This window comes from Psychroflexus aestuariivivens, from assembly GCF_004010055.1.
Classification (GTDB): Bacteria; Bacteroidota; Bacteroidia; order Flavobacteriales; family Flavobacteriaceae; genus Psychroflexus; species Psychroflexus aestuariivivens.
The window spans coordinates 75017-88964 of the sequence record NZ_RQVT01000056.1 but is presented as its reverse complement, the minus strand read 5'-3'; the positions used below and the strand labels follow the sequence as shown (position 1 = coordinate 88964).

General features: G+C 34.3%; 13 protein-coding genes. 10 read left to right on the top strand and 3 right to left on the bottom strand.

Annotated elements, in window-relative coordinates; translation table 11 throughout:
• Positions 1–33 precede the first annotated feature (33 nt).
• Complete coding sequence (locus tag EIG86_RS11810) at positions 34–411, top strand: methylglyoxal synthase (protein WP_127846386.1); 378 nt, start codon at positions 34–36, stop codon at positions 409–411.
• Here EIG86_RS11810 and EIG86_RS11805 read toward each other — a convergent pair.
• Complete coding sequence (locus EIG86_RS11805) at positions 408–818, bottom strand: acyl-CoA thioesterase (RefSeq protein WP_127846385.1); 411 nt, start codon at positions 816–818, stop codon at positions 408–410. The two genes, EIG86_RS11810 and EIG86_RS11805, sit on opposite strands and share 4 nt — an antisense overlap.
• A gap of 184 nt (positions 819–1002) precedes the next feature.
• On the opposite strand from EIG86_RS11805, the gene dnaA reads away from it, so the two are divergent.
• The 6 genes from dnaA (at position 1003) to ligA (ending at position 7279) form a co-directional block, all read left to right on the top strand.
• On the top strand, positions 1003–2433 hold the full coding sequence (gene dnaA / locus EIG86_RS11800; RefSeq protein ID WP_127846384.1) for a chromosomal replication initiator protein DnaA: 1431 nt from the start codon (positions 1003–1005) through the stop codon (positions 2431–2433).
• On the top strand, positions 2430–2885 hold the full coding sequence (locus tag EIG86_RS11795; protein ID WP_127846383.1) for a low molecular weight protein-tyrosine-phosphatase: 456 nt from the start codon (positions 2430–2432) through the stop codon (positions 2883–2885). Before dnaA ends, EIG86_RS11795 begins: the two co-directional genes overlap by 4 nt.
• Before the next feature lie 11 nt (positions 2886–2896).
• Positions 2897–3619 (top strand): SAM-dependent methyltransferase, encoded by a 723-nt coding sequence (locus EIG86_RS11790; RefSeq protein WP_127846382.1) that lies wholly within the window; start codon positions 2897–2899, stop codon positions 3617–3619.
• Between the two features lie 73 nt (positions 3620–3692).
• Positions 3693–4319, top strand: a complete 627-nt coding sequence (locus EIG86_RS11785; protein WP_127846381.1) for an IMPACT family protein — start codon at positions 3693–3695, stop codon at positions 4317–4319.
• The gene (gene prmC, locus EIG86_RS11780; protein ID WP_127846380.1) at positions 4316–5164 is read left to right on the top strand and encodes a peptide chain release factor N(5)-glutamine methyltransferase; all 849 of its coding nucleotides are present in this window, start codon (positions 4316–4318) and stop codon (positions 5162–5164) included. Before EIG86_RS11785 ends, prmC begins: the two co-directional genes overlap by 4 nt.
• A gap of 111 nt (positions 5165–5275) precedes the next feature.
• A complete protein-coding gene (ligA, locus tag EIG86_RS11775) occupies positions 5276–7279 on the top strand; it encodes an NAD-dependent DNA ligase LigA (protein WP_127846379.1) in 2004 nt (667 codons plus the stop codon).
• Between the two features lie 153 nt (positions 7280–7432).
• On the opposite strand, the gene EIG86_RS11770 is transcribed toward ligA, so the two are convergent.
• Together EIG86_RS11770 and EIG86_RS11765 are read right to left on the bottom strand one after the other, a co-directional pair.
• Positions 7433–8347 (bottom strand): bifunctional metallophosphatase/5'-nucleotidase, encoded by a 915-nt coding sequence (locus EIG86_RS11770; RefSeq protein ID WP_127846378.1) that lies wholly within the window; start codon positions 8345–8347, stop codon positions 7433–7435.
• A gap of 4 nt (positions 8348–8351) precedes the next feature.
• A complete protein-coding gene (locus EIG86_RS11765) occupies positions 8352–9107 on the bottom strand; it encodes a 5'-nucleotidase C-terminal domain-containing protein (RefSeq protein ID WP_127846377.1) in 756 nt (251 codons plus the stop codon).
• Positions 9108–9322: 215 nt separating this feature from the next.
• Here EIG86_RS11765 and EIG86_RS11760 point away from each other — a divergent pair, with 215 nt between their 5' ends.
• From EIG86_RS11760 to EIG86_RS11750, 3 genes are all read left to right on the top strand, one after another.
• Entirely contained in the window at positions 9323–9889 is a 567-nt protein-coding gene (locus EIG86_RS11760; protein ID WP_240032218.1) for a helix-turn-helix domain-containing protein, read from the top strand.
• Between the two features lie 106 nt (positions 9890–9995).
• A complete protein-coding gene (locus EIG86_RS11755; RefSeq protein ID WP_127846376.1) occupies positions 9996–11999 on the top strand; it encodes a cation:proton antiporter domain-containing protein in 2004 nt (667 codons plus the stop codon).
• A 63-nt stretch (positions 12000–12062) separates the two neighbouring features.
• On the top strand, positions 12063–13922 hold the full coding sequence (locus tag EIG86_RS11750) for a M61 family metallopeptidase (RefSeq protein ID WP_127846375.1): 1860 nt from the start codon (positions 12063–12065) through the stop codon (positions 13920–13922).
• The last annotated feature ends 26 nt before the right edge of the window (positions 13923–13948 follow it).

The following is a 13948-nucleotide window of genomic DNA, read 5'->3' as shown; positions in this document are numbered from 1 at the left end:
GCACTGAAAATATTATTTTTACAAAAAACATTTATGAAAATCGCTATAATCGCCCACGATGGTAAAAAGCCTGAAATGGTCAATTTTTTGAATAAAAACAAAAGTAAACTGAAGCAAGTTTCACTTGTTGCTACAGGAACTACAGGTAACCACGTTGAAAATACTGGCTTAAAAGTTGAAAAGAAACTTTCTGGACCACTGGGAGGCGATGCTCAAATAGCTGCTTTGACTGCTGAAAAAGAATTGAAAATGATTTTATTTTTCAGAGATCCGCTAGGCAAGCATCCGCATGAACCAGACGTTCAAATGTTGATGCGTATTTGCGATGTGCACAATATCCCAATTGCAACCAATCCCGCTACAGCTCAACTTTTAATAGATGCTTTCTTTGCAGGTGAAAAGTTAGGCTAACTTGTGAAACTCGAAATTAACTCTTGAGTTGATTTAGGACAGCGCATCGGTTTCATTGAGATTTTATCAACAAATACTAAGACCGTTTCTCCTGTAGTTATCAATTCTTCATTTTTGAAAATTTCGTATTCAAAAATAATTTTCACATCTGGCATTTTGTTCAGTTTTGTGATGACTTGTAAAGTATCTCCAAATTTCGCTGGTTTTTTGAAATTTACATTCAATCTTGATAAGGGAAGCATGACACCATTTTTTTCCATTTCGTGATAATGCATACCTACTTTTTGAAGCCAATCTACACGAGCCAATTCAAAATAAATTGCATAATTTGAGTGATGCACGACACCCATTTGATCTGTTTCAGCGTATCGAACTTCAAGTTCTGTTTTGGTGATAATTGGCGTCATTTTAATTAGATTTTGATTCGTTTTTCAAGTATGTCAACAACCTTTTAAGTATGAGAAAAAAAAACGACAATTTCAACCTGAATTTCATTTTTTTATTAATTATTTTGTTTTCATATTTGTCAACTCAAAAGGAAAAAAAGCCCCTGCGCTCAATTGTGTGTAATTAAATATTTTAAGCTTAACTATGTCAAAATCAGCTACTTCGGTTTGGAATAATTGCCTTGGATTTATAAAAGACAATATTTCCGATCAAGCCTACAAAACTTGGTTTCAACCTATTGTTGCTGTAAAGTTGAACGATAAATCTTTGAGCATTCAAGTGCCTTCAAAATTCTTTTATGAATGGCTAGAAGAACATTATGTTGACCTGCTCAAAGTTTCCCTAACAAAAGAAATTGGAAAGGGTGCAAAACTGGTTTATGTCATCAGAATGGAAAATGCAGATGGCAACAGACAACCTTTCACAGAAAAAATTCCAAGTTCACAAAGATCACATGTCAGTTCTCAATCTGTGAACATGCCATCGAGACAAAAAGATCCTGAATTAAAAAATCCTTTTGTAATTCCTGGAATCAGAAATTTGAAAATAGATTCTCAACTCAATTCCAATTATAGTTTTGAAAATTTTTTGGAAGGTGAATCCAATCGACTGGCAAGATCTGCGAGTATGGCCGTTGCTAACAAGCCTGGCGGCACTTCTTTCAATCCGCTATTGATTTTTGGTGGCGTTGGTTTAGGAAAAACACATTTGGCACACGCCATTGGTTTGGAGATTAAAGATAAGTTTCCTGACAAAACGGTGCTGTATATTTCAGCAGATAAATTTACTCAACAATACATTGATGCTATTGCTAAAAACAATCGCAATGATTTTATACATTTTTACCAAATCATAGATGTTTTGATTGTAGATGATATCCAATTGATTTCTGGTAAAAAAGGAACGCAAGATGTCTTTTTTCATATTTTCAATCATCTACATCAAAATGGAAAACAGGTAATTTTAACCAGTGACAAAGCGCCGGTAGATATGCAAGATATTCAGCAGCGACTGTTGTCTAGGTTCAAATGGGGGCTTTCAGCAGAATTGGAACAGCCAGACTATGACATGCGGATCAAAATAATAAGAAGCAAGTTGTATCAAGATGGTGTAGAAATGCCAGATGAAATTTTGGATTACGTTGCCAGTAGAATTACAAGCAATATCCGAGAATTGGAAGGTGCAATAATTTCACTAATAGCTCATTCTTCTTTTAGTAAAAGTGAAATTACCATTAATTTGGCTGAGCAAATTGTCAAAAATTACGTCAAAAATACAAAGAAGCCTATTTCTTTAGATGATATTCAGGAAGTTGTCAGTGATTATTTCCACTTGGAAATAGAAGAGTTACAGTCGAAAAGTAGAAAGAGAAATGTTGTACAGGCACGACAGATCGCAATGTATTTTGCCAAAGAAATCACCAAGACTTCGTTGACAGATATCGGTAGAAAAATCGGAAAAAGAGACCATTCCACAGTTTTACATTCTTGTAAAATTGTTTCAAATTTGCAAGAGTCGGATAAGCAATTTAGAAAGTTTATTCAGGACCTTGAAATAAAATTTAAGCAATTATGAGAAAAATACTGATGGTTTGCTTGGGAAATATTTGTCGTTCGCCTTTAGCAGAAGGTATTTTAAAATCTAAACTCGCAACCGAAGGTTTTCATATAGAATCTGCTGGAACATCAAATTATCACGAAGGCGAACTGCCAGATCAACGCTCGATAGATGTAGCTGCTAAACATGGTTTGGATATTACAGACCAAAAAAGTAGACCATTTAGTCAGGATGATTTTGATAAATACGACTTAATTTTCGTCATGGACACTTCAAATTATCAAGATATTTTGAAAATGGCTAGAGACGAAAACGACGAGGGAAAGGTAGAATTGATTTTGAATAAAATCTATCCTGGTGAAAACCGGGATGTTCCAGATCCGTATCATGATTCTATCAACGGATTTGAAAATGTTTATCAAATGCTCGACGAATCATGCACTGTGATTGCTAAGGAACTTGAGAATTAGAATCAAAACTCATGGAAGATCAGCCTACAAAAAAAGGTAAACTATTCTTAATCCCAAATCGTCTGGGGGAATTACCACCTTTGGAGGTTTTACCGCTTTCAATACGAAAAAAGATCAACGATATAGATCATTATATTGTTGAAAATGAAAAAGTAGCTCGGCATTTTATTAAGAAAATTGTCCCCAGTAAATCTCAACCTAACTTAGAATTTCAACTCCTCAATAAGTTCACTTCAGAATTAGAAATCCCAAATTTTCTTGATCCTTGTGAACAAGGTATTGACATGGGTTTATTATCCGATGCTGGATGTCCTGGCGTTGCCGATCCAGGTGCGCAAATTGTAAGCTTAGCGCATCAGAAAGACATTAAAGTTGTGCCTTTGGTCGGTCCTTCTTCTTTACTTTTGGCGATGATGGCAAGCGGAATGAACGGTCAAAACTTTACTTTTCACGGTTATTTGCCAATAGAAAAATCTGAACGCAAGCAGTTTATAAAAAAAATTGAAAAACAATCTAAAGATTTTGAACAAGCACAAATTTTTATTGAAACGCCCTACCGAAACAATAAACTATTGCAGGCTTTAATCAACATTCTTCAAGCTTCTACTAGAATTCACGTTTCAGTTGATCTAACTCTTTCTACAGAATTTGTAAAAACTCAAACTGCCGAAGCTTGGAAAAAGACCTCGATAGATTTACACAAACGTCCAGCTATTTTTATCATTCAAGCTTAAAATAAAGATTGAGACGCTTAGGTGTCTGAAATACTTTATATTTAGGATTTAATGCCTATCAAAAGTCAAAAAATTGGAAAAAGACGCTTACAAAACGATTTCAAAACCTGGGAATGAAGCTTTATATAAAGAAAAAGGCAGTAAGTTTTTTGCTTATTCTTTTCCAGTGCAATCTGAAACTGAGGTTGAAGCGGCTTTAGACGAATTGAAAACCAAACACCACAAAGCGAGTCACTTTTGTTATGCTTGGCAAATCGGTCAAAATTATGAGCATTTTCGTGTCAATGACGACGGTGAGCCTGGAAATTCGGCTGGTATGCCTATTTACGGCCAATTGCAGGCTTACGATGTAACTAATATTTTGGTTGTGGTGGTGCGATATTTTGGTGGTACTAAACTCGGTGTTGGCGGCTTGATTTCAGCTTATAAAATTTCAGCACAGATGGCTTTGGATGAAAGCAAAATTCTCTCCAAAACCATCAATTTAGAATTTGAAGTTCACTGTGAATACGATAAAATGAACTTGGTGATGCGAATGGTCAAAGAATATGATTTGAACCTCGTTCATCAAGATTTGGCCTTGGATTGCAATTTCAAAATTAGTGTTAGGCAAAAAGATTTTCAATCTATTTTTGAAAAATTTAAAGCGATTTATGGTTTAGAAGTTTCAAGTGAATTTGCTCAAGACGAAGAAGAATGACAGATTTGAACAAAATAAAGTCAGATTTTTTTGATGTTTTGAAACCGATCTACGAAGTTGAAGAAATCAATAATTTTTATAAATGGCTAGCTGAAGATTTGCTGAATTTGAGCAAATTAGATTTGATGATGAACTCCGGAGTTCAATTAGAAAGTTCAGCTTTAGAACAATTCAAAAATGCCCAAAATCGACTTCAAGCTGAAGAACCGATTCAATATATTCTTGGTTATGCGGAATTTTTCGGTTTGAATTTTAAAGTGAATCCAGCAGTTTTAATTCCAAGACCGGAAACCGAAGAGTTGGTCGAATGGATTTTGGAAGATCTCAAAACTAATAAAAACAATCTTTCAATTTTAGATTTAGGCACTGGAAGTGGCTGTATTCCAATTACTTTGGCTAAAAAATTGAATTCCAAACAAATTTCCGCTTTAGATATTTCTACTGAAGCACTTGAATTGGCAAAAGCAAATGCCAAACTCAATCAGGTTCAGGTTGAATTTTTTCAAGCTGATCTTTTAGCAATTGGAAAATTGCCAATTTCAGCTGAAATTTTAGTCTCCAATCCACCTTATGTAAAGCAAGATGAGAAACTTCAAATGCAGAAAAATGTGTTGAATAATGAACCGCATTTGGCATTGTTTGTTGAGAATAATGATCCGCTTATTTTTTATAGAAAAATAGCAGAATTAGCTATTAAATCTATAAAAACTGAAGTTATTTACTTAGAAATCAATCAATATTTGGCAGAAGACACAAAGCTTTTATTCGTAGACTTTGGTTTTAAATCTGTGGAATTAAAAAAAGATTTCAGAGGAAATTTTAGAATGCTGAAGGCTTTTAAATAACGCTATATTTTTATTCTAAATCTATTTCATTTCAATACAAATTATACTAAATTTATATTCATAAACACGAATATAGAATTGTTTAATTAATTCTTATAACGCCCTGAAATCATGGATATTCAAACTGAAATCGAAAATTTACGTCAAGAACTTCACGAGCACAATTACAACTATTATGTATTGGATTCGCCTGAAATTTCTGACTACGATTTCGATATGAAGTTGAAAAAACTTCAGGAGTTGGAAGATCAATATCCAGAATATAGAGATGCAAATTCACCAACGATGCGGGTTGGGGGAGAAGTGACTAAAAATTTTAAAACCACAGTTCACGATTTTCCGATGTATTCATTGTCCAACTCCTATTCCAAAGAAGATTTGGAAGATTGGTATGTGCGTATCAAAAAAAATATAGAGGAAGAGGTCAATTTTACTTGCGAATTAAAATACGATGGCGCGTCAATCAGTTTAACCTACGAAAACGGCGAATTTCTTCGAGCCGTGACTCGCGGTGATGGAACGCAAGGTGATGAAGTGACAAATAATGTGAAAACAATACCATCGGTTCCTTTGAAATTGAATGGCGATGGTTTTCCAAAGCGATTTGATATTCGTGGTGAAATAGTTTTGCCACACGAAGGTTTTGCGAAACTAAATGCGGAACGGGTGGAAAATGGCGAAGAACCTTATGCAAATCCAAGAAATACGGCGTCTGGCAGTCTGAAACTTCAGGATAGTGCCGAAGTTGCCAAACGTCCTTTGTTGTGTTTGTTATACAATATTACTGGCGAAAATTTGAAAATAGAAACACAGTTTGAAAGTTTAGAAAAAGCTAGAAATTGGGGTTTTAACGTGCCAAAAGAAGCCAAATTAGCCAAAAATATGGATGAAGTCTTGGCTTATATCAATTATTGGGACGAGCACAGACACGATTTGCCTTATGAAACCGATGGTGTTGTGGTGAAAGTGAATAATTTGCAACAACAAGAAGAGCTCGGTCACACGGCAAAATCGCCACGTTGGGCAATGGCTTACAAATTTAAAGCAGAACAAGTTTCCACACTTCTGGAAAGCATTTCTTACCAAGTTGGTCGCACAGGCGCGATTACACCAGTTGCAAATTTGAAACCTGTTCAATTGGCTGGAACCACGGTGAAACGTGCTTCTTTACACAATGCAGATCAGATTGAAAAACTTGATGTGCGTGAAGGCGACACTGTTTTTGTTGAAAAAGGTGGCGAAATCATTCCTAAGATTATTGCAGTAGATTTCACCCAACGAGATCCAGATTCTGAACCGACAAATTATATTGAAAACTGTCCAGAATGCGACACACCACTTGAGCGTAAGGAAGGTGAAGCGCTACACTTTTGTCCAAATTCTGATGGTTGTCCACCGCAAATTATTGGTAGGATTCAGCATTTTATTTCAAGGAAAGCTATGGATATCGAAGGTTTGGGGGGCGAAACTGTAGCCTTGTTGGTTCGAGAAGATTTAATAGAAGATTATGCCGATTTGTATATTTTAAAAAAAGAAGATGTTTTGCCATTGGAACGCATGGCAGAAAAATCTGCTGAAAACCTGATCAATGGTATTCAGGCTTCAAAATCAGTGCCTTTTGAACGGGTTTTGTTTGGACTCGGCATTCGGTATGTTGGTGAAACAGTCGCAAAAAAATTAGCAAAACACTACAAAAGCATCGATGTATTAGAATCGGCTAGCTTTGAAGATTTAATTGAAGTGGATGAAATCGGTGAACGAATTGCGCGAAGTGTCGTCGATTTTTTCAGTGATGAAACCAATAGAAATAGAATCGATCGCTTGAGAGATTACGGTTTACAACTGGAAATTTCTGAAGACGAATTGACCAACCAAAGTGAAAAATTAAAGGATTTGACGATTGTAATTTCAGGCGTATTTGAAAAGAAATCACGCAAGGAAATTCAAAAACTCATTGAAGATCACGGCGGTAAAAATACAAGTTCAATTTCTAAAAAAACAGATTATCTTGTCGCTGGTGAAAATATGGGTCCAAGTAAACTCACAAAAGCAGAAAATTTAGAGGTTCAGATTATTTCTGAAACTGAATTTTTGGAAATGATAGGAGTTGAATAACTGTAGCTAATCAGTTTCATAATATATTCAATTGCTTTATGTAAGTAATTTGCTGTCAGTGTTTTTGCGTGCTTTGCGTTTTTTTTGTGAGCTTGGCATGAAATAAAACTTCGATTTTCAATATATAAAATAGACTAATTTGTTACGATTTATTTAAACTTCAATGACTAAACTTTTGTTTTCTGAATTGCCTTTTTCATCGAAATAAAAATCGATGCGACCGAGGTTAATTCCCGCCCAACCAACTTGATTGACGAGTACTTTTTTATCTTCAGAATTATTGACAACACTTGGTTTGTCTAAAAACGTATGCGTGTGTCCGCCGATGATTAAATCGATATTTTTGGTCTGTTTGGCAAGTTTCAAATCATCGATTTTATCAGACTTGTATTCGTAGCCCAAATGTGATAAACAAATGACCAAATCGCAAGCAAGTTCGTCTTTTAAAATACGACTTTCTTCAATAGCGATGTCGACTGGATTCAGATATTTAGTTTCTTTGTAAAGATCCTTGGAGACTAAACCTTCAAGTTCGATTCCGAGCCCTAATACGCCTATTTTTAAGCCATCAACTTCATAAATTTGATGAGGTTTTACTAAGCTTTCCAAACTCGTATTTTTTAAATCATAATTCGCATTCAGCAAATCGAATTTGGCATGTTCTAGTTGCGCCGCAATATTATCGATACCGTTGTCGAATTCATGGTTTCCAATGGTAGAAGCATGATAACCTAATTTACTCATGATTTTGTACTCCAATTCACCGCCATAAAAATTGAAATACGGCGTGCCTTGGAATGCGTCGCCAGCGTCTAAAACCAAAGTATTCGGGTTTTCGTTAACAACTTGTTTTATATAACTAAATCGTCTGGCTGCCCCACCTTGATTTGGGTATTTAGTATGATTCTTTGGAAATGAATCTATGTGGCTATGCACATCATTGGTGTGTAAAATCGTCAAATGTTTTTTGAAATTTTGTTTAGAAAATGAACTCAAAATTCCAATGCCGCCAAATGCTGTGACCGCAGAAACAGCGCTGGTTGTTTTTATAAAATCAATTCTTTTCATGGCTTTAGTTTTTACGTTGCGTGAAACGTTTATCTTGAATTGGAGCAATTGTATCGTGAACTTTGAAATAATCTATAAACAGATTTCTAAGTTTATAATTTAAATATTCAACACTTTCGGCATTTTCAAAAAAAGTCATATTATCACCGCCTTTTAGTAAATAATCTGAAGTTGCTACGAAATAGTTTCTGTCATTTCTAATTTGCTCGTTATTAACCAACGCGCTTTGTAAATTGCCATCAGAATTGAGTTCAATTTTAAGTCCGCTAAAAGGGTGGGCAATTTTTGCAGACACTAAATAATCTATAAGTTTTTTAGTTTGATCTGGACTCAACTCCACGACAACGACTTCATTTTCAAAAGGCATGATGTTGAAAGCCGTTCTTGTGGTGATGTCGCCAGCATTGATGCCAGAACGAATGCCACCAAAATTCAGCAATGCTAAATCGATATTCTTGTTCGTTCTCTCATGAAAAATAGGATCGCCAATTTCGATGACAGCATCAGCCATCATATTTCCGATTGCAGTATTCAAATCCGTGTCCGTTTTGAACATTGACTCTGGCGTGAAAGCGAGAACTTCATTCATTTCAGCTTCGATTTTGTCTCGATAAGGTTTGATAAAATTTTCAATCGAATCGTTTTTTTCAATTTCTGGGTTGATGTTGATTTGCTGACCTGAAATTTTTACAGGCTCAACTTTGGCATCCTTGCAAGACACGAAAAGTAAAATCGTAGCAAAAAATAATACTGACTTCATAAGAAATTATTTGTGTCAAAGATAATGTGTTTGATGAATTCTGAAAGTTAAATGAAGTTCAAGGTATTTTAAAATAGTTGGATTTAGTTTTGTATTTTTACTGAAAACACTACAAATACTCATTTTGTCACAAATGTCATAGAAATGTCGCCAATGCGTCGCAAGGCTAAACTGAGTTTCAACTTAAATTTGCGTCATTAATGTTTATTTCAAAAATGATGAAAGAATTAGGAACAAAACTCAAAGAAGCCAGAACACGTAAAGGTTTTTCTCAAGAAGATTTGGCTGAACGTTCTCAAGTAAATTTGAGAACCATTCAGCGTATTGAAAACAACCAAAACGAACCCAGAGGAAAAACATTGAATTTGCTCTGTCATGTTTTGGAAATTAATACTGAAGATTTACTTGATTATGGCAAGCATGAGGATCGGCAATTTATTGTATTTTTTCATTTATCGGTGTTGACTTTTTTAGTCATTCCGCTTGGGAATATTATTTTGCCATTAATTCTTTGGTTGACTAAAAAAGACAAAATTATCGACCTTAAAAATGTGGGTGCTGCTTTGCTGAACTTTCAAATCAATTGGTCAATTCTATCATTTATTTCAATTGCTATTTATACTTATATGAAAATTATGCATTACGGTGTTTTTGAAATTCTACTTTACATATTTTTTGGACTTCAGATTTTGAATATTACATTTCCAATATATTTTGCAATAAAAGCGAAGCAAGGCAAAACTAAAAGTTTATATCCGAATCTTCTAAAATGGATTGATTAATTCAAAGATTTCAATTAACATACTTGAATTAAGCTGATTTTTTAAGATTTTAGAAAGTGTTTAAGTCAGCTAAAATGGTATTTTTGAATTTAGAAATATTCAATATATGGAAATCCCTTTATTAAAGGAAATAGTTGTTGTTTTAGGCATTTCAATTGTAATTATTTTAGCATTTCAGAAGCTGAAAGTGCCATCTATTTTGGGGTTTTTGTTGGCTGGAATTATAGTTGGTCCTAGTGCATTCAATTTGCTGAGTTCTCATCATGAGGTTGAATTACTTTCAGAAATCGGTATCATTTTCTTGTTATTTATTATTGGTATTGAGTTGTCTTTCAGTGGATTGATGAAAATCAAAAAAACTGTCTTTGTCGGTGGTGGTTTACAAGTTGGCGGGACAATTTTACTTACGGCGCTTTTAGCGATGGCTTTGGGTGTAGAAATCAATACGGCTGTGTTTTTAGGATTTCTAATTTCGCTAAGTAGTACGGCAATTGTACTTAAAATGCTACAGGAGAAAGGTGAAATAAAATCACCACACGGGCGAGTGGCTTTGGGCGTTTTGATTTTTCAAGATATTATTGTAGTTCCGATGATGTTGCTCACACCGATTTTAGCTGGGAAATCTGAAAATGTTGGTGAAACTTTATTAATTCTGTTGGCAAAATTGATTGGCGTTGGCTTGGTAGTATTTGTTCTCCAAAAATATATTGTGCCTTTTATTTTTAAGTTAGTTGTAAAATCTAAAAATAGAGAATTATTTATTTTAACGACCATAGTATTTTGTTTTTCAGTTGCCTGGCTTACATCTTCAGTTGGCTTGTCTCTGGCTTTAGGTGCGTTTTTCGCGGGATTGATTATTTCAGAATCGGAATACAGTCATCAGGCTACGGCAAATGTTTTACCTTTCAGAGAGATTTTCATCAGTTTCTTCTTTATTTCAGTTGGTTCATTGTTGGATCTCTATTTTTTCATCAGCAACGTTACTTATATTTTATTGTTTGTACTGGCAGTTTTGGTTATCAAAATGCTGATTGTAGGTCTAACTACTGCTTTGTTGAAGTATCAACCAAGAACAGTATTTATGGCATCATTTAGTATTTTTCAGGTTGGTGAATTTTCATTATTACTTTCAACGGTTGGACTTCAAAATGATATTCTTCCAGACGAATTGTATCAATATTTTTTAGCGGTTTCAATCATAACAATGGCTTTGACGCCTTTCATATTGCAAAAATCTCATAAATGGACTGAGTTTTTATTGAAAGCCCCAATTCCGAGATCAGTGAAACGCCGATTGGATGCGAGAAAAATAGACCAAAGCAGTAAAGAGGTCGACCATGATCATGATTGGAAAGACCACGTGGTCATTATTGGTTACGGTATAAATGGTAAAAATATTGCGCGAGTTACGGAACACATTAATATTCCGTATGTGATTGTTGATATGGATTACGATGCTATTCAAATTGCAAAAAGAAAAAATCAACCCATCGTTTTTGGAGACGCCTCTGATCCTGAAATTTTGAAACACATCAATATTCAAAAAGCTCGGGTGGTTGTAATAGCCATATCAGACCCAAATGCGACTAAGAAAATAATTACAACTGTAAGACTTTTTTCACAAACAGTTTATATTATTGTTAGGACTCGCTACGTCAAAGAGATCGATGAAAATATGAAAATCGGTGCCGATGAAGTTATTCCTGAAGAATTTGAAACTTCTATTGAAATATTTACTCGTGTTCTGAAACAATATATGGTTACACAAGACGATATTCAACAGATTGTTACGAGTATAAGATCCTCTGACTATGAAATGTTGACAAGTGTGAAACCAGCTTCTAAATCTGCTGTTTTTCAACAACTTAATATTCCAGATAAAGAAGTTGCAACGCTCCATGTGCAACATGGAAACAACGATATTGCTGGCAAAACTATACAGGATTCTGGTGTGGCAAAAAATTATAATGTTACGATTTTAGCAATAAAAAGAGGTAGAAAATACATTTCAGATATCAAACCAGATACAAAAATTGAAATTGACGATTTGGTTTACATCTTTGGTACATCTGAAGACATCAACAACTTCAATAAAGTTCTGAAATTTTAAATTAGAATTTGTAACGAAAACTATTCATAATCGTCCAATTGATAACTTAAAAAATTTTTTAAAATGAAAAAAATAATACTTGCGATGTCTCTCGCAGTTTTGGTGTTTAGTTGTAAATCTACTAAAACAAGTGACGCTGATATAATTGAGGTTGATGTCGCGCTTCACGAAATTGAAAACGACCAAGTTCATGTTACTGTAAATCCTGGGAAAGTAAAATCAGAAACCATTAAGTTTTATATTCCAAAAACAGTTCCTGGAACTTATGCCATCAATAATTACGGTCAGTTCATTGAAAATGTCAAAGCCTTCGATTATGACGGTAACCAATTAAATGTGACGAAAGAAGATGAAAATACTTGGGTAATTTCTGAGGCTACAGATTTTGATAAAATCATATATTACGTCAATGATACTTACGATATAGAAGGCGAAGGCGGAGTGTTTTCCCCAGCAGGAACCAACTTTGAAAAAGATGACAATTTCATGTTGAACTTGCATAGTGTTGTGGGTTATTTTGAAAATATGAAGGAGAAAACTTATAAGTTGAATATTCATCGTCCAAAAAATTTGGTAGCTTCAGCTTCATTGCCAGTAACCAAACAAACAGTAAACGAAACCTATACAACCGATGAATTTACCACTTCAAGATATTTTGGTGTCATAGATCATCCAATCATGTATGCAGAACCAGACACTACAAGTTTCGATATCGAAGGAATGAAAGTATTATTGAGTGTCTATTCACCAAACAATGTTTATTCTACAGAGGATTTGAAACCTTCATTAGAAAAAATGGTTCAGGCACAAAAGTCTTTTTTAGGTGAAATTGATAATACCAATATTTACGCAATTTTGCTTTACTTGTCCGATATGGAAGAGCAAGATGCGCGTGGATTTGGTGCTTTAGAACACCATACATCTACTTCTGTTGTATTGCCAGAAACTATGCCGTTGGAACAATTAGAAGAAACGATGACTGATGTTGTGTCTCATGAATTCTTCCACATTATCACACCGCTTAATATTCATTCTGAGGAAGTGCATTACTTCAACTATAACAATCCAGATATGTCTAAGCATTTGTGGTTGTATGAAGGGGTTACAGAATATTTCGCCAATCTTTTTCAAATCAATCAAGGTTTGATTTCTGAAGAACAATTCTATAACAGAATGAGCGAAAAAATTCAAACTTCAATGGGGTTTGATGATACAATGTCATTTACTAAAATGAGTGAAAATATTCTGAAAGATGAATATAAAAACAGTTACTATAACGTTTACCAAAAGGGTGCATTAATTGGTATGGCATTGGATATTCGATTGAGAGAATTGAGCGATGGTGAAATGGGAATTTTGGATTTGATGAAACAATTGATTTCAAAATATGGAAAAGATAAGCCTTTTCAAGATGACGAATTGATTAACGAAATCGTAGAAATGACTTACCCTGAAATCAGAACCTTTTTTGATAAACACGTAATTGGAACGACACCAATTCCTTATGATGAATATTTTGCAAAGGTTGGCGTAGAAAAAACTGAAACAAAAACAAAAACAGGTTATTTTTTAGATGGTCAAACTCCATTCATAAACGTTAACCAAGAAACTGGAGAAATTTTCTTTAGAAAAAGCTACCCTATGAATACTTTTTTTAGCGAATTAGGTGTAGAAGGCGGAGATATAATCAAAACTATCAACGGCAAAGAATACAGTTTGCAAAACATTCGTCCACTAGTTATGTCTTCTATGAGTTGGGAAGAGGGACAAGAATTTACCATGACAGTAGATAGAGACGGAGAAGAAGTAACTTTTGAAACCAAAACTGAGCAACCATTTATAACTAAAGAATCATTACAATCTATGGATTTAGAGGCTTCTGATGAGCGATATAAATTAAGAGAAGCTTGGTTGAAAGAATAAAATAGTCAAAAAATAATTTTTAAAAA

Coding starts and splice junctions, on each gene's coding strand:
- prmC (WP_127846380.1), top strand. CDS start 4,316: ATGACAGATTTGAACAAAATAAAGTCAGATTTTTTTGATGTTTTGAAA.
- EIG86_RS11765 (WP_127846377.1), bottom strand. CDS start 9,107: ATGAAGTCAGTATTATTTTTTGCTACGATTTTACTTTTCGTGTCTTGC.
- EIG86_RS11755 (WP_127846376.1), top strand. CDS start 9,996: ATGGAAATCCCTTTATTAAAGGAAATAGTTGTTGTTTTAGGCATTTCA.
- ligA (WP_127846379.1), top strand. CDS start 5,276: ATGGATATTCAAACTGAAATCGAAAATTTACGTCAAGAACTTCACGAG.
- EIG86_RS11750 (WP_127846375.1), top strand. CDS start 12,063: ATGAAAAAAATAATACTTGCGATGTCTCTCGCAGTTTTGGTGTTTAGT.
- EIG86_RS11790 (WP_127846382.1), top strand. CDS start 2,897: ATGGAAGATCAGCCTACAAAAAAAGGTAAACTATTCTTAATCCCAAAT.
- EIG86_RS11770 (WP_127846378.1), bottom strand. CDS start 8,347: ATGAAAAGAATTGATTTTATAAAAACAACCAGCGCTGTTTCTGCGGTC.
- EIG86_RS11760 (WP_240032218.1), top strand. CDS start 9,323: ATGATGAAAGAATTAGGAACAAAACTCAAAGAAGCCAGAACACGTAAA.
- EIG86_RS11805 (WP_127846385.1), bottom strand. CDS start 818: ATGACGCCAATTATCACCAAAACAGAACTTGAAGTTCGATACGCTGAA.
- EIG86_RS11795 (WP_127846383.1), top strand. CDS start 2,430: ATGAGAAAAATACTGATGGTTTGCTTGGGAAATATTTGTCGTTCGCCT.
- dnaA (WP_127846384.1), top strand. CDS start 1,003: ATGTCAAAATCAGCTACTTCGGTTTGGAATAATTGCCTTGGATTTATA.
- EIG86_RS11810 (WP_127846386.1), top strand. CDS start 34: ATGAAAATCGCTATAATCGCCCACGATGGTAAAAAGCCTGAAATGGTC.